The sequence below is a fragment of the Gilliamella sp. X-57 genome, from assembly GCF_057063565.1.
Window position 1 is genome coordinate 1 of record NZ_JBXSQI010000033.1, and the last position, 16619, is coordinate 16619.

19 protein-coding genes are annotated in these 16619 nt (G+C 32.7%); 8 read left to right on the forward strand and 11 right to left on the reverse strand.

The genetic code is table 11. The annotated features are described in order from the left end of the window. The 9 genes from ACYIAL_RS12095 to ACYIAL_RS12135 form a co-directional block, all read right to left on the reverse strand. A partial coding sequence (locus tag ACYIAL_RS12095) for a hypothetical protein (RefSeq protein WP_483751648.1) occupies nucleotides 1-262 on the reverse strand: 262 nt, incomplete at its 3' end. Between the two features lie 639 nt (nucleotides 263-901). Beyond that, nucleotides 902-1858 (reverse strand): flagellar hook-associated protein FlgL, encoded by a 957-nt coding sequence (gene flgL, locus ACYIAL_RS12100; RefSeq protein ID WP_160431229.1) that lies wholly within the window; start codon nucleotides 1856-1858, stop codon nucleotides 902-904. A gap of 14 nt (nucleotides 1859-1872) precedes the next feature. Further along, nucleotides 1873-3516 (reverse strand): flagellar hook-associated protein FlgK, encoded by a 1644-nt coding sequence (flgK, locus tag ACYIAL_RS12105; protein ID WP_483751816.1) that lies wholly within the window; start codon nucleotides 3514-3516, stop codon nucleotides 1873-1875. A gap of 173 nt (nucleotides 3517-3689) precedes the next feature. Then, the gene (gene motB / locus ACYIAL_RS12110) at nucleotides 3690-4583 is read right to left on the reverse strand and encodes a flagellar motor protein MotB (RefSeq protein ID WP_160431227.1); all 894 of its coding nucleotides are present in this window, start codon (nucleotides 4581-4583) and stop codon (nucleotides 3690-3692) included. Then, complete coding sequence (motA, locus tag ACYIAL_RS12115) at nucleotides 4583-5464, reverse strand: flagellar motor stator protein MotA (RefSeq protein WP_483751817.1); 882 nt, start codon at nucleotides 5462-5464, stop codon at nucleotides 4583-4585. The genes motB and motA overlap by 1 nt, the downstream gene beginning before the upstream one ends. A 61-nt stretch (nucleotides 5465-5525) precedes the next feature. Next, nucleotides 5526-6131: a flagellar transcriptional regulator FlhC gene (gene flhC, locus ACYIAL_RS12120; protein WP_160431225.1), complete on the reverse strand. Its 606-nt coding sequence runs from the start codon at nucleotides 6129-6131 to the stop codon at nucleotides 5526-5528. A gap of 13 nt (nucleotides 6132-6144) precedes the next feature. After that, complete coding sequence (gene flhD / locus ACYIAL_RS12125) at nucleotides 6145-6465, reverse strand: flagellar transcriptional regulator FlhD (protein ID WP_143421893.1); 321 nt, start codon at nucleotides 6463-6465, stop codon at nucleotides 6145-6147. A 185-nt stretch (nucleotides 6466-6650) separates the two neighbouring features. Continuing rightward, nucleotides 6651-7367: an RNA polymerase sigma factor FliA gene (locus ACYIAL_RS12130; RefSeq protein WP_483751818.1), complete on the reverse strand. Its 717-nt coding sequence runs from the start codon at nucleotides 7365-7367 to the stop codon at nucleotides 6651-6653. 165 nt (nucleotides 7368-7532) lie between these two features. Next, a complete protein-coding gene (locus ACYIAL_RS12135) occupies nucleotides 7533-8345 on the reverse strand; it encodes a flagellin N-terminal helical domain-containing protein (RefSeq protein ID WP_091347899.1) in 813 nt (270 codons plus the stop codon). 344 nt (nucleotides 8346-8689) lie between these two features. On the opposite strand from ACYIAL_RS12135, the gene fliD reads away from it, so the two are divergent. The 8 genes from fliD to fliT (ACYIAL_RS12175) all read left to right on the forward strand — a co-directional run bounded on the left by fliD (nucleotide 8690) and on the right by fliT (ACYIAL_RS12175) (nucleotide 15315). After that, nucleotides 8690-10117: a flagellar filament capping protein FliD gene (gene fliD, locus ACYIAL_RS12140; protein ID WP_483751819.1), complete on the forward strand. Its 1428-nt coding sequence runs from the start codon at nucleotides 8690-8692 to the stop codon at nucleotides 10115-10117. 9 nt (nucleotides 10118-10126) lie between these two features. Next, nucleotides 10127-10507: a flagellar export chaperone FliS gene (fliS, locus tag ACYIAL_RS12145; RefSeq protein WP_483751820.1), complete on the forward strand. Its 381-nt coding sequence runs from the start codon at nucleotides 10127-10129 to the stop codon at nucleotides 10505-10507. Nucleotides 10508-10520: 13 nt separating this feature from the next. Next, nucleotides 10521-10868 carry a flagellar protein FliT gene (gene fliT, locus ACYIAL_RS12150; protein ID WP_483747073.1) on the forward strand — a complete coding sequence of 116 codons (348 nt, stop codon included), beginning with the start codon at nucleotides 10521-10523 and terminating at the stop codon, nucleotides 10866-10868. A 553-nt stretch (nucleotides 10869-11421) separates the two neighbouring features. Continuing rightward, on the forward strand, nucleotides 11422-12300 hold the full coding sequence (locus tag ACYIAL_RS12155) for a DMT family transporter (protein ID WP_483747072.1): 879 nt from the start codon (nucleotides 11422-11424) through the stop codon (nucleotides 12298-12300). Nucleotides 12301-12319: 19 nt separating this feature from the next. Then, nucleotides 12320-12964, forward strand: coding sequence for a flavodoxin family protein (locus ACYIAL_RS12160; RefSeq protein WP_483747071.1), 645 nt, complete (start codon nucleotides 12320-12322; stop codon nucleotides 12962-12964). Then, the gene (locus ACYIAL_RS12165) at nucleotides 12961-14469 is read left to right on the forward strand and encodes an anthranilate synthase component I family protein (protein ID WP_483747070.1); all 1509 of its coding nucleotides are present in this window, start codon (nucleotides 12961-12963) and stop codon (nucleotides 14467-14469) included. Before ACYIAL_RS12160 ends, ACYIAL_RS12165 begins: the two co-directional genes overlap by 4 nt. Continuing rightward, nucleotides 14450-15031 (forward strand): anthranilate synthase component II, encoded by a 582-nt coding sequence (locus tag ACYIAL_RS12170; RefSeq protein ID WP_483747069.1) that lies wholly within the window; start codon nucleotides 14450-14452, stop codon nucleotides 15029-15031. Before ACYIAL_RS12165 ends, ACYIAL_RS12170 begins: the two co-directional genes overlap by 20 nt. Continuing rightward, nucleotides 15025-15315: a flagellar protein FliT gene (fliT, locus tag ACYIAL_RS12175; protein WP_483747068.1), complete on the forward strand. Its 291-nt coding sequence runs from the start codon at nucleotides 15025-15027 to the stop codon at nucleotides 15313-15315. The genes ACYIAL_RS12170 and fliT (ACYIAL_RS12175) overlap by 7 nt, the downstream gene beginning before the upstream one ends. Before the next feature lie 67 nt (nucleotides 15316-15382). Here fliT (ACYIAL_RS12175) and ACYIAL_RS12180 read toward each other — a convergent pair whose 3' ends face one another. Further along, on the reverse strand, nucleotides 15383-16165 hold the full coding sequence (locus tag ACYIAL_RS12180; RefSeq protein ID WP_483751821.1) for a hypothetical protein: 783 nt from the start codon (nucleotides 16163-16165) through the stop codon (nucleotides 15383-15385). 8 nt (nucleotides 16166-16173) lie between these two features. Next, a partial coding sequence (locus tag ACYIAL_RS12185) for an integrase core domain-containing protein (protein ID WP_483751271.1) occupies nucleotides 16174-16619 on the reverse strand: 446 nt, incomplete at its 5' end.

Consider the following 16619-nt stretch of genomic DNA (forward strand, 5'->3'; position numbering starts at 1 on the left):
TAACGGGATTAAAGGAGAAAGTCGATTTTTGATTAAGAAAGGAATCAGGCGATAAGGTTTTGTCAGTACTAGTAAAGGAGATAACATAACGCCAAGGCTGGTTTAACGACTCATCACCGTCAACATGTAAAACCGACATCGGCGCTTCCAGCCCGTCAACCGTTAAGGTATAGCGATTATGACTAACGCCATCTAAGCCTGCCATTAAATCGCTAAACCCGCCACCGAGTTGACCCAAAAGACGATTAAGTTCGTTTGACATGTTCCCCCCCCTTTATTCCTAAAATTCATACCGTTTATTTTTATTATGCTATTGGTTTATCGCTATATCATTGTTTTTATGCTGACTATTTTCAATGTAAGCGATAATGCAAACAGAGTATAAACGATTTTAACGCAAAGTTTAACTTTTTTAATCAATGTCTTTGTTTAATATGAATAATTTAAGTTAGTTAAATCAGTAAGTGATAGCGGCTGAACGCTTTTGTTGAATAAACGATTGAAGCAACCTTATTCTTTATCAATAAAATTTATTAAATAATTAAATTTAAAATAATTTTATGCTGAAACGGTATAGACTCCTGAATATTTTTTACAAGAATTACTCTATTTTTGCACCAATAAAATAGGGGGGTAATTCTTATATAAATGAAAAATTCACTCAACCAGACGGCACTCAAACGACGAGATAAAGAAGAAAGCGTAATACGTTCCTTAATAGTAATATGGTATTATCCGCAAATATTTAGCGATTTCAAAAATAGGAAATTGAAGATTAAAAGATTGATTAATAACTATAATTAAGCAAAACGCATAAGGTGATTTTTGATAAAATGCCTTATGCGGTTTTAGCAGATTATTTTAATCATGCAGTGTAAACAACTCGTTGTTTTTCTACACTTTATTTCATTTGAAACAGTGACATATTTTGCATCGTCATAAAGGTATATTGTGCAGCTTGCAAATTAGCTTGTAGCATGACATATTCAGAAATTGCTTCGTACCAATCAACATCTTCAAGCTGACTGATTTGCGTTTGATATTCAATATCTAATGTTTTACCAAGCGCTAATAACCTATCAACTTCAGATAGGACTGAGCCACCCTCTGCTCTGAGTGTTGAAATATTATTAAAAGAATTGTCTATGCCATGGCGAGCTTTTGATAATCCAGCTCTAAATTGTTCAACGGTATCTTTGTTATCGTAATCTAGATCTATTTTTAACGCTTCAATCGCATAATCAATACTGGCAAATAGGTTACTTTCTGCTGGTGAACCATCAGATTCTTTAACATTTGAGCCTGTCATAAATACTTGAATACCGGTAAAACTTAGCGATACTTCGCGCGAGTCATCAATCAAAACATTTACCGATGTTGTACTGCCAACGTAACTCACTTCGCCAGATTCGTTCATAACAAAAGGGGGAGTATCGTTTTTCTTACCTGCAAAAAGATAGTTACCGTTAGTATCTTTTGCGTTGGCTAATGACAAAAGTTGATCTTTTAAACCTTGTAATTTATTAGCAAGATCGAGTCGATTTTCTTCATTTAAGGTTTCGTTTGAAGCATAGACCAATGTTTCTTGAATGGTTTGGATAACGGTATTGGCCTCCGCTAAGATAGTGTCTTGGCGGCTAAGTAATTTATCAGCACTTTCGCGTGTTGCTTGAAATTGCTCATTTTGTGCTTGTGCTTGTTTGATTATTAATGATTGTGATGCGCCCATGGGATCATCAGAAGGCGATAAAATCTTTTTGCCAGTCGCTAAATGTAACCCTGATTTTTGCCATTTGCTATTGGTATTTAAAATACCTTGCAAGTTTTTTTGATAGAGTGAGTTTGTGCTAAGGCGCATTTTTTATCCTTTTATCATTTAGTTAAACCTAAAATGGTATCAAATAGTGTTGTGGCTGCATCAATCACTTTTGCATTAGCTTGGTAATACTGCATATAGACCTGCATAGAGATATATTCTTCTTCAATATTCACGCCAGATATTGATTGATTTTGTTCATAAATTTGTTGGGTAATATTTTTGCTTGATTGAGCCGAAATTTTCGCCGTTTGAGTTTCACTACCAATGTAGCTAACTAAACGAGTGTAAGCACTTTTTAACGTTGTTGTGCCATTCACAAGTTTTTCATGCTGGATTGCTAACAATTTAGCTACATTACGATTATCACCTGCACCATTTTCTTCATCATTAATACCGGTTGCTAATTTATTGACATCTTTTACTTGCAATTGTAATGACGAGGCAATATCAGCAACAGGTTTGATGATAAACGAGTCTCCACTAACGGCATTACCGTTTATTTCGATAGCCAACCCGTCAAAAACCAATTTACCCTCTTCGATTTGCGGAGTGATTTGCTGATGATCTGATAATCGTGTGACAACCCAATTGTTACCATTAAATTCAATTTTATAATCCGAAGCTTTTACTTCAGTCACAGCGTTAAACTCGATCTTAGCTGTGGCATTGCCTTGATTTTTCGTGTTAGTAACGCAACTAGGATGATTATAATCAAATAACTTTTCACCCTGATTACCATTAATATCCACACCAGACATATGCACTTGATTAAAACGTTCAGCTAAATTTAGCGCAATTAACCCTAATTGATTGCGAGCCTCGGTTAACGGTCCTTCACGAAAGGTTAATAATCCATTTAATGTGCCAGATGTAATGTTCTGACTGGTCAGTTCTTGAGTTGCACCTGAATGATGCGTATAAATAATGGTATTTAATGAAGGATCGTCTGCTGAAGGTTGTACCGATAATAAGTTAATCGAAGAACCTTGAACTAAATTTAAACCATTTGCCAGTGAAAGATTATATTGTCCATTTTGCTCAGTAACAGTAATGCCAATAATTTCGCTTAATTCATTAACCAATTGATCGCGTTGGTCAAGTAATGCATTAGGCGCAAGTCCACCACCTGCTGACTGTAGTTGTGAAATTTTTTGGTTCAGTTCAGCAATTTGTTGGGTATAGGTATTTACCTTATCAACATTATTGCTTAATTCAGTATTAATATTAGCAATTTGATTTTTCAAATTTGTTTCTGTTTTATTAAACTGACTGGTTAACGAAGTGAGATCACTAATCACCGTTTGTTTTGTTGAGGCATCCCCCGCATTTGAAGCAAGTTTATTTAAACTCGCAAAAAGATTGTTAAGCTGTGATGAAATACTATTATCATTTTCTGCTAATAAATTATCTACTTTGGATAACTCACCGTAATAAGATTTAATAGAACCATTTTGTGATTGTGATTGGCGTAGTTGACCAACGACAAAATGGTTAAAAGCACGATTAACGGACGATACACAAACACCATTGCCCACAAAGCCAAAACTATGCTGAGTGCCATTGGCTTGGCGTAGAATTTGCTGTTGACGATTGTAACCTGTTGTATGCGCATTACTGATATTATTGCTAATTACATTAAGCATATTTTGTGCTGCATTTAATCCACTAATACCCGTATTCATTAATGAATTTGCCATAAAAACCCCTCAATATAGTTTTAGTTAATAACATCAATAAAAAAAGTAAGTTATTTTTATATCGTCTTTATTTTTGAAAACTTTAATAATTTTTGTGACAGCTGGGAAAATTTTTTAATTTGAGTCCTCAAAAATGATATAACGTATCTTTATAAATCATGTTATTTGATTTTTTATTCAGATTTAATTTGTTGTGATTGCCTTAAAAAATTGATGCCGGTCATATTATTTTCTTCTTCAATATACTGTTGTGCTGTTTTATTCAAAATTAAAATACTAATCCGGCGATTCGCATCTTTACTATAGTTAGCATTATTTAGACTAACGGTGTCAGCTAATGCAATAATGCGAATAATCTTACTTGAATCTAATCCGCCAGCAATAAGCTCTCTCCTTGATGCATTGGCTCTATCGGCAGATAGTTCCCAATTACTATATCCTCGATCGCCCGTTGTATATTGGCGTTCATCCGTATGGCCTGACAAGGTAATTTTATTGGGTAATGAATTGATAATTGGCGCTAATGTATGCAAAATTTCTTGCATATTGGGATCAATAGTTGTGCTACCAACATCGAACATGGGTTTATCATCAGAGGCTAAAATTTGAATCCGTAACCCCATTTCCGTTAATTCAATAATAAGATTAGGCGCTAGTTTTTTAAGGCGATCATCAATTTCGAACGTTTCATAAATCTTACGTGCTGCCTCAATCATCTGTAATCTTTCAAGTTGTTGTTTTTCGAATTCATCTTTTGATGAATTTAAAACATGACTTTTTTCTTCGCCAAGTTGTTTACTCACATCATCACCGCCACCAGGAATGGGGCTTTCACTATCACTAATGTTTTTACCACCATTGTAGCCAAGAATTAAGGGGGTTCTAAAGTACTCAGCAATGCCTTTCAACTCTTGAGGTGTGGATGTCGAAATTAACCACATCACTAAAAATAGTGCCATCATCGCAGTCATAAAGTCGGCGTAAGCGATTTTCCACGAACCACCATGATGCCCACCACCATGCCCCGATTTTTTTTTGACAATTATTCTTATAGATTTATCTTTCATTATTCGCTATTTGGATTCGTATTTTTATCTTTAACTTCTTGTATGTACTGTTCTAATTCAAAGAATGACGGTCTTTCATGCGAGAAAAGCGTTTTTCGGCCAAATTCAATACAAATTTGCGGAGCATAATCATGCATATTGGCGAGCAGAATCACTTTTGTGCACTCTAATATTTTGACCATATCGGCATTTCTTTGCTTCAATAACGATGCTAATGGTGAAACAAAACCATAGGCAAGTAAGATACCTAAAAAAGTGCCGACCATAGCATGCGCAATGAGTTCACCAAGTTCACTTGCAGGTCTATCTGCTTGTGCAAGTGTATTAATTACGCCCATTACAGCTGCAACAATCCCAAATGCTGGTAAGCCATCACCAATACCTGAAATGGCATCTACAGGCTTTTCAAGTTCATGAACAAATGTTTCAATTTCTTCACTCATTAGTGTTTCGATTTCAAATACATCCATATTGCCACTAATCATTAGTCGTAAGTAATCAGTGATAAAATCGCAGATTCTAGGGTTATTTAAAATAAGCGGGTACTGCTTAAATAAGTCACTTTCATGTGGATTATCAATATCGGCTTCAATCGATAACCCCCCATTTTGCCGAATCTTCGTCAAAATGCTATACATTAAATTAATCAGTGTTAGATATAAGTTTTTATTATATTTAGATGTTTTAAATAATTGCCCTAAAGATTTAAGTGTTGCTTTTATTGTTTTTTGTTCATTACTGACAATAAAAGCACCAATCGCAGCGCCACCAATAATCAATAATTCAAGTGGTTGAAATAGTACGGCTAAATAGCCCCCGCTTAGTACATAACCAAGTAGCGCCGAGGCGATAACGACAATATACCCTATAATGATTAGCATTGACTTTCTTCTTTCTCCATGAAATAACAGTAAACTTGCTGAAATATTTCTAATTTTTTATTTACGCAGTTATCCGTGTGACAACCGATGAATTTAAATTGCTCAACGTTGATAACACTTTTAGGCATTTTTCGTTATTTTCTTTTAGTGTTTTATTATTCTTATCCGCTCTTGACGGTGGTTGGCATAAACTGCAAGTAAACGTGTTTTGTGGATGATAAGCATGCGTAATAAATAGCCCTCCGCATGCCGTACAATATGATTGTTGCATGATGTTTTTTTCGACAAATTTGACTAAGATCCAAGCTCTGGTTAACCCTAAAACAGGTTCATCTTTATGTGAAACTTGGCATTGTTCTAAATAAAGTTGATAGGCTTTTAAAATAGTTTGAATGCAAGACTTCAAGCCATTTTTAACTAAAAAAGAGTAAGCGTTATAAAAAATACTGGCATGGATATTGGATTCCCATGTCATAAACCACGAGGTTGAAAAAGGCAATAAACCTTTAGGTGGCGGGCAACCTTGAATCTCTTTATAAAGTTTTATAAGCTTATTCCTGCTTAAATTAGTTTCGCTTTCTAGCATTTGAATTCTTCCGCCAAGGGAAATTAATTTGATAGCAAGTTGGGTTTCCTCATGTTTTTGAATAATACTTGTACCTGACATCTTGATTCCTTAGCTATTTATTGATTGAATCTAATAGCAAACTTGATAAAAGAATGCCTGTATGCATCTGTTTAATATCGCCAACGCGCGATTCTTCTGTGAGTTTTTTCATCATTTCTGCATTTTCGAATCGTAGCTGAAATGTTAATTGATTGGTTTCTGATAAAACCAACATTTGCGAGGTACTTAAACAACTCAGAATATCGGCCGTTTCTTCATCAATACCCAATCGATACATTGCCATAACTTTATCTTTTTCAAGCATTCGCTGGCTTAACAGCAGCGTTGATAGATTTAAATGATGTATACATTTAAGAATATCGTCATCTAGTATATTTCCCAATTTAGCCACCAATCTATATATATTTTATTCGCATAAAAAAACGAATAATCAGTAAAATTAAAGTCAAATATTTTTTTATGTGCGTAAAGTTACATTTTTAAACGCAAAAGGTCAATAAAAAAATTATTTCAATTTATTTTCGATTGATTACGGTTTATTTAATTTTTTTATTATTTCTAAAAAATAACTTTACTTCGTATCCGCTTTATTGCTTGGCTATGTAATTGGCTAACTCTTGATTCACTAATATCCATTACTGTACCTATCTCTTTTAAATTGAGATCTTCTTGGTAATAAAGTGATAAAACAAGTTTTTCTTTTTCTGGCAAATTTTCAATTTGTTGAATAATTGTATTACGGATTTCCTCATCGATTATTGCTGAAAAGGGATCATCATCTTCTTGATATTCAATAATGGCATCAATGTTATCTCCCAATTTTTTATAGATTTCATCATATGAGCATATCTGGCTACTATTTGAATCTAATAAAATTTTACGGTATTCATGAATAGATAATTTTAAATATTGAGCAATCTGATAATCGTTAGGTGCTATACCTAGCTTTTGTTCTAACTCATTCATGGCCGTTGTGACATCTTTTATTTTTTTACGCGTTTGTCTTGGTAACCAATCACGGCTGCGTAGTTCATCAAGCATTGCGCCTTTAATTCTTGGTATAGCAAAAGTGGCAAAAGTATTGCCTTGAGAAATGTCAAAACGTTTGATTGTGTCTAATAAACCGATATAGCCAACTTGTAATAAATCATCAAGTTCAACTGTTGCCGGCAAACGAACCGCTAACTTTAAAGCTTCATTACGAACCAGATGAATATATTGTTTCCAATCGATTTGGTTTATGACACCTTGTGAGTTATATAAACTATCATCCATTATTGAACCAATGTTAAAAAAAATGCTTAACAGTATTATGACGATAGTTGATGAATTTAATGGGCAGAATAAAGGCTTAAAAATAGCTAATTATAATGATTAGTCATAACAGCATGGTTAAATGCCGTTATGACTATGAGGAATAACTCGAAATGATAATCCGAATTATTGCAATAAAGAAAGTACAGATTGTGGTACTTGGTTAGCTTGTGCTAATACTGAAGTACCTGCTTGTTGTAAAATTTGACCACGCGTCATGTTTGATACTTCTGTTGCATAATCAGCATCTTCAATACGGCTACGTGCAGAACTTAAGTTATTTACAGTATTGTTAATGTTAGTTACAGTTGATTCGAAACGGTTTTGCACCGCACCAAGTTGTCCACGTAATGCATCAATTTTTGATAATGCTGCATCAATTGTTTTTAATGGATCTTCTGTTGGTGAACTTGATACATTAAATGCATTTAAACCAAGTTCAGTGCTATCAATTTTTTTCAAATTGATTTCAATGGTTTCGCCGTCGTTTGCACCTACTTGAATTTTAAGTGTTTTATCTTCTGATAATACTTTAGAACCATTGAAATCAGTTTGTTTAGAAACACGGTCGATTTCATCTAAACGTTGATCGATTTCGTTTTGAATTGATACTAAATCACTTTCAGAGTTAGTACCATTGGCTGCTTGAACAGTTAATTCACGAATACGTTGTACGTTATTGTTGATTTCATTTAACGCACCTTCTGTTGTTTGTGCAAGTGAAATACCATCATTAGCATTACGAGCAGCTTGCGTTAAGCCTTTGATGTTTGATGAAAAACGGTTAGCAATTGCTTGACCTGCTGCATCGTCTTTTGCGCTATTAATACGCATACCAGATGAAAGACGCTCAATAGATGTACTAAGAACGCTTTGAGAATTGTTAAGGTTATTTTTTGCCATTAAAGACATAGTATTAGTATTAATTACTTGTGCCATTTTTATCTCCGTTAATATAAATAGTAAAATCAACGATATATCGAAATTTAATTCAATACCTTTGCTGATAAATAACTTATCGGTAATAAAATTGGGATCTTTAATTTTTTTAATGATTCTCTTTTTGTAAACAGCAAATTTAATCTAGAATATGATAAATATTGATAAATAAATCATATAATTAACTTATTTTTAAAATAATTTTTTAATGATGATTTTTTGTTCGCAAAACCACAGGTACCTTTATCCCTTAAATAAAAATTCCGCTAATGACTAAATTTTTGGAAAAATGAGCCGATATAAAAAATATTGAATAATTATGATAGGCAGATGAAATCATGGCAATGAGCGCATTGGGAATAGGTTCAGGGATCGATCTTGGTGAAATTTTAAATCAATTAGAAGCGGCTGAAAAGACACGCCTAACACCAATTACTACTCAACAAAAAGCGATTAATGCCAAAATTAGTGGTTTTGGTAAATTAAAAAGTGCATTAACAACATTTAATACGGCCACGGCAAAACTCCAAAAAAAAGAGTTATTTCAAAGTCGAACTGCAACAGGTAATGACAATTATTTTACGGTAAAAGCAAATAGTAAAGCCGTTTTAGGCGATTATGCGGTGACGGTTGATCAATTAGCAACATCGCATAGCGTTGCAACATCGGCAATCAATGATAAAAGTGCTCAATTGGGTAATGACAATCAAACAAGAACTATGACCATTGAACAAGCCAATGGTCATAAACTGAATGTGACTTTATCTAAAGATGAGACATCATTAGAGTCAATAGCAAACGCCATTAACAACGCCCAAATGATGAATGACGACGGCACAACAAGCCCTTCGACAATCAATGCGGCAATTGTTCGTTCGGGGGCAGATGGCTATCAATTAGTGATTACCTCGAAAGAAACGGGGGAACAACAAGCCATTACCTCTATTTCATCCGATGATGATAAGTTAAACAATATTATTGGATTTGACATTAATCAGGCGAGCAATAGTCCTATGGCTGAAGTTGCAAAAGCGCAAGATGCCAAGCTTTCATTTAATGGTATTGCAATAACCAGTGCTTCAAATACCGTTAAAGATGTAATAGATGGTGTTGATATAACATTAAAAGCAACCACAACAACCAGCCAAAACCTTACTATAACAGCTGATAACGAAAAAACAGAAGAAGCCATTAAAGAATGGGTCGAAGCATTTAATCAATTACAGTCAACAATATCAACGTTAACTAAATTCACCACAGAAGATAAAAATTCAAAGGAATTAAATAGTAGCAATGGTCCACTTGTTGGTGATGCGACATTACGCAATATTGACCAAAGTATCCGTTCTATCTTTGCCAAAGGACAATCGGGTGAATATTCGGTATTGGCTCAAATTGGTATTAATATGGACAAGAATGGCACGTTAACGATCAAAGAAAATGAGCTAAAAAAAGCACTGAATGAAAATAGTGATGCAGTGGCAACACTGTTTACAGGTGATGGCAAAAACACAGGGATTGCCAATGAGGTTTTTGCCAAAGTCAGTGGATTTATTGATAGTGATGGTATGATTGATTCGGCAACTAATGGGTTAAATACCACATTAAAATCATTAGATAAACGCCATGAACAAGTGAGTAATTCTATTGAACAAACCATTGAACGTTACCGAGTTCAATTTACCCAATTGGATATTTTAATTAACTCGTTAAATAGCATGAGTAATTATTTAACGACTCAATTTGATATGATGGCAAACTTAAAAAAATAGAGGGAAGTAATGTACAAATTAGGTTCTAAAGCCTATGAGCAAGTGAATTTAGAAACCCGTGTTAATCAGGCATCCCCTCATCAATTAATCGTTTTATTATTTGATGGTGCACTTAATGCAATAAAATTGGCTAGCTTGTATATTCAAAAGGGCAATATAGTAGGTAAAGGTAACGCAATTTCTAAAGCGATTAATATTGTTGATAATGGGCTTAAAAGTTGCTTAGATTTAGAAAAAGGGGGTAAAATTGCCGAAAATTTAGATCGCTTATATCAATATATTAGTCAACAGTTAGTTCTAGCCAATTTACATAATGATAAAGAAAAACTGCAAACCTGTTTCGATTTATTAAACAATATTGCCGAATCTTGGCGTGAAATTGCAAAATAAAAAAAGGATGATTATGCAAGGAAATAACTTATTAGAACAATACGAACAATTTAATTATGTTGTTGAACAAATGTTGATAAATGCCCAGAATGAAAACTGGGATTTATTGTTGAGTTGGCAGGCAAAATACCTTCAATTATCGAAAGGTATTATGTTGGTTGATGATTTTTCGAAAATTGAAAACATGCCATTGCAACATCAAGACCTGATTCGAATGTATATCAAAAATATACTTAGCTATCAGCAGCAGTTAACCCAATTAATAATTACTCGTCATTCTCAGCTTAGAGAGTTGATTGGCAAGCATGCTGATTATCAAACTAAAATCGGTAGCTATCAAAAAATTGCCTGTTTAATGTAAGTTTATGGATGCTTTGCTTGAATCTTATTCATCGATAGGAACCAAGCAAGCATCCCGTTAAACAGCCTTAATCAATATTGCGATTTAAAATAATTAAGTTGTAGAAATTCCTCGCATTGTTTACAGTCATTTGAGAAACCGGTGAAGTACATATGCTCATTTTTTAATATGTTATTAGCCATTTTCAGTTCTTTAATTTCTTTTTCTAACGCAATAATCATCTATTGCTAAGCCGTTAGCTCTCGACGGTTAGTTTTATTTGCGACTCGTTGCCTAATCCATTTATCTAGGGTTTATTTTCTTATTATTAAGTGGTTGGTAAGTTCACTTATAGAAAGGTGAGCATGAGATAACACATAATCGACTGATTGTCATTTGAATTCAACACTAAATTTTCTGATCATGATATTTTTCTCCTATAATTTTGTTTATATCATAGAGGCGACTTTTGTCCACTTTTTTGGTTAGGATCATTTCATGTCAAAAAAATATTGTAAATTGATAAAATAGGTGTAGCATTGTTGTACTTGAAAACTAGTTCAATGATACATTTGTGAAAGGTAATTATTCAGTTGTAGCTATATTAATTGGTGTATTTGGTTTTTCTTTGAAATCAATTTTTATAAAACTAGCCTACTTTGATGGGATAACTTCAATTTCATTAATGTTTTTCAGAATGATCTTTTCAATTCCATTTTTCTTTGTAGCATTTTTATTATTTAAAGATAATTTAATAAAAACGAGCATTCAAATTAAGCTCAAGATTTTTCTATGTGGCTTTTTATATTATATATCAAGCTATAGTGATATAACCGGTTTGGTTTATACATCAGTTAATATAGAAAGAATTATTCTTTTCACCATACCTATATTCGTTCTTTTTATATCTGTTATTTTCATGAAAAATAAATTTAATAAAAAAGTTTATATCCTATCTTTTTTTTCTTGGATTGGTGTTTCAATTGCATTCGTCAGTAATCAAGTTTTAATTGATAAAAATGTTCATTACATTGGTCCATTATTAATAGTTTTAAGCGCTATTACCTATGCTACGTATCTTATAATAAGTGGTGAAGTGATGAAAAAGATAGGATTTATTATCTTCAATTCACAGGTCATGATTGTAGCTTGTTTGCTTTCTCTAATTCCAATGATATTTGAAGTATCAGGAACAATAAATAACCTACCATCAATCAATAATTTTAAATACCCATTTTTATTAGCCATTGTTTCTACTGTCATACCATCGTTTTTCATGATGTATGGTGTTAAACACAGCGGTGCAGCAACTACTGCAATCATAAATAATATTGGCCCCTTTATTACAATGATTTGCGGTTATTTTTTCTTAAAAGAGTCAATTGGATTATTTGATGTAATCGGTATGTGTATTGTTATATTTTGCGTTATTTCCATTAATAAAATCAAATAAAAGTAAGGAGATGAATGTAATGAAAGGCATTATTATTTCTTCATCTGAAAGACGTTTCGGTGTTACTTCAAGTGTTTCAGAGAATGCTAAACTAATTTTTGAAAAAATGCAGGTTGAAATCGAAATTGTTTATTTGTGTGAAATGAATTTATCACCTTGCGATGGTTGTGGTGACAATAATACATCATGTAATACAAGAAAAACACCTTGCGAAAAACATGATGATATGCCAGCAATAATAGAAAAGATGGTTAATTCTGACATTATTATTTACGCATGCCCTGTTCATGCTTTTGGTATCAATCATTTAATGCAAATATTTTTAGAAAGAAGTGGCGTAGGTTACTTAAGGTATAAACGCCCATTAGTAAATAAAATAGCAAGTTGCATAATTGTAGGAAGAAAGTATCACCTTGGTCATGCTCATGACCAAATAATTAATAATATTTTATTAAATCGAATGATTATACCGGGTTCAGGTTTTCCTGTTCTAATTCATGGAGATGAAGAAACGAAAAATACAGCAGATTTAGAAGAAATTGTTGCTTTAGAGCAAATGATTGAACGGTTAGTTGAAATTTGTAAGTCAGTTAATTATGAACTATTAAAAAACAATTATTACAATGAAAGAGAACAATTAATGTTTAAGGAATCTCAATTATGAACAGTAAAATAGAAATAGAAAGCAGTACCTGTAATCTAGAATCAATACATAGTCCAATAGATATTTATGAATCACTGAGAAAAAAATATAAGGAAGAAGAAATCATCATCTTGGAGTCAATGAGCGGACCAGAAAAAGACTGTACACAATCAATAATTGGTTTCAATCCTATTATTAGTATTTTAGTTAAAAACAGGAAAGTTTCTATTACTGGTAATGAATTATTAGTGAAAAAAATATTAAATCATGAGTTAATTCAATCATATTCGATTAAAAATGAACAAATTGAAATTATAAATAATAGTGATGTAATTTCGATATTTAGAGCAATTGAGAGCATTTTTTCAATTACTTATTCAGGATTACCTGCTGATATTGCAGTTGGTTTCTTTGGTTATTTTGGTTATGACTCAATTTTCTTTTTTGAAGATATAGATCAAAAAATGCCAAGAAACAAAAGCTTTTCCGACATCAATATGACTCTATATCAAAATATTATCAATGTAAATTTGAGAGATAATAAAACAACGCTGACAATAAATAATAGTAAGAATGATTTGTTTCCTACTAGTAAAAAAAGCGAAATAGTTAATTTAATAGCAATATTGAATACTACTAAACATGATAATAATTGTGATGTTAACTATAATTATGAATCAATTCCCAGTGTTCAAAAAGAACTATATTTTAAATGGTTTGATAAAGCAAAAGGGCATATTAATATTGGCGATATATATCAAATCCAATTAGGACACGAAATAACTATTAAATCCAATATGCCTCCTTTTCAAGTTTATTTAAGGCTTAGAAAGTATAATCCATCACCTTATATGTATTTCTTTAAGACTTCGGAGGGGGTTTATATAATTGGTGCAAGCCCAGAGATGTTTGTTACATTAACAAAACATAATGACGTAATAATGAGACCAATAGCAGGAACAATACGAAATTCCAACGATCCTACCATTAAAGAAAATAATAGAAAAAAGCTGTTGTCAGATGAAAAAGAAAAAGCAGAGCATCTTATGTTAGTAGATCTTTGTCGTAATGATATAGCAAGAATTTGTGTACCAAGCTCACTGAAGGTAAACGATTTAATAGTAACTGAAGAGTATTCGCATGTAATTCATTTAGTTTCTGATATAAGTGCAAAATTAAAAAAGGGATTAGATAAATATGATGTTATAGAAGCAAGTTTTCCAGCAGGAACAATGACTGGAACGCCTAAAATCAGAGCAATTGAAATAATTGAAGATACAGAAATAAGTGAAAGAGGAGTTTACGCTGGTTGTATCGGTTTCTTAGGTTTTAATAATATTCTTATTTCGGCATTATGTATTAGAACAGCCGTATATCATGATGGACAATACTCAATTAGAGCTTCTGGGGGTATTGTTGAAGATTCTACTAATGAAGGCGAATGGAATGAAACTATAAGTAAATTAAGTTCAACATATTTTGCGATTACTAATAAGGAGTTAACAAGTGAAAGTTTTATTAATTGATGCGTATGATAGTTTTATATATATAGTTAAAAACTATATTGAAAATATTGGCATAAATGTTGATGTTATTAGAAATGATAAAGTTGAATTAACTTCACTGCAAGATTATCAAGCTATTATTTTAGGCCCTGGGCCAGGGCATCCAATTGAAAGTTGTTATATAGACATTCTTGGTGCAGCAGAGGGAATTTTGCCTATATTTGGAGTTTGTCTTGGAATGCAAGCTATTGCGGAATATTATGGCTTATCAGTAAATCCAGCAATAAGTAGACAACATGGGAAAACATCCCTCATTCGAAATGATATGAAAGGGTGTTTTACTAATTTACCATCTGAATTTTTAGTCACTCGATATCACTCACTTGTTGTTGACGAAAATCTGATTACTTCTGATACACCACTTGTGATTACTGCTCGGTCATTAAATGATAATTATATAATGGGGTTAAGGCATAAAAATTATTTGATAGAAGGTGTGCAATTTCATCCAGAAAGTATATCAACAGAATATGGGATGAATATTTTTGAAAATTTTTTTAGAAATATTGTTAATCAATGTTGATTAACGCAAGGGACGAAAACTGGGATTTATTGTTGAGTTGGCAGGCGAAATACCATCAATTATCGAAAGGTATTATGTTGGTTGATGATTTTTCGAAAATTGAAAACATGCCATTGCAACATCAAGACATGATTCGAATGTATATCAAAAATATACTTAGCTATCAGCAGCAGTTAACCCAATTAATGATTACTCGTCATGCTCAGCTTAGAGAGTTGATTGGTAAGCATGCCGATTATCAAACTAAAATCGGTAGCTATCAAAAAATTGCCTGTTTAATGTAATTTTATGGGTGCTTTGCTTGAATCTTATTCATCAATAGGAACCAAGCAAGCATCCCGTTAAACAGCCTTAATCAATATTGCGATTTAAAATAATTAACTCTTTGTTTTTTAAGTGATTGTCTTTTTCTTTTCCATAAAAAACAACAGTATAATTGGCATCTTTGGTTTTGACGATCTCACTAATGATTAATTCTTTTGTGGATAATTTAAACACTTCTTTTGAGTATAGGTTTATATAGCAACCTACGGTTTCCTGAGAAAAGGCTTCGATCACCTGATTATTTTGAATTGTAATCCACCCATTGCCGATTTCATCTGTGAATCGCATAACAAACGTTTCTGCGGCGATTTTTATCGGTTCCCAAATAGAATAAATTTGTCTTTCCATATCGAGCAATAGATTTTGTTCGATTTTTCCGTTGGGTAAAACATTGATTAAATAAAACTTACCTTTTTCATCAATATTTAAAAGACTCGATGTATTAGAAAAGCTTAAGTTCAATACGCAAGTTAGATAAAAACGCTTTCCTGTATTTATATTTCTTGACTGTAAAACGCTGCCCATTTCATCAACTTGACGATGTAACCAACCATTGTCAACCCAAGCAAGTAGATGAATTTGATTATTCAATGAATCAATAAATAATTTGTTATGCTTTGGAAGCGGAATTTTATTGGTATAGGTTTTTTTTATATCATCATTTTTAAATGCAACTGCAATCAATTTATCTGGTTTTGTCTCTGAAAAAATATCAACATAATGGAAAATAGAAAAATCATGATATATTCCCTTAAAATCACCGACAATAGGGCGTTTATGTAAATACCCCAAACCTAGTACACAACTCACGTAGAAAATCATGCTGCTTGTTTTAGTGTTTTATACTCAATCGGTGTCATGTTATTTAACGCCTCATGCGGTCTTTCAGTATTATAAATCGTTAACCATTCTTCGGTTATTCTCCTTGCTTGTGCTAAGTTGTTAAAAAGATATAAATCGAGTACTTCAGTACGATAGGTACGATTAAATCGTTCAATATAACCATTTTGATAAGGACTACCGGGCTGGATATAATCAATGTTTATACCATGTAACTTTGCCCAGTTTATAAAGGTTTTTCCTGTAAATTCTGGTCCATTATCGACCCGTATTTTTAATGGATACCCATGATATTCAGCCAGTTTATCTAAGTAACGGGTAACTCTCCCTGCCGGTAAGCTTACCGCAATATCAATGCCTAGCGCCTCACGATTAAAGTCATCGATGACATTGAATGTCCTAAAGCGACGTTGATTACCACTAC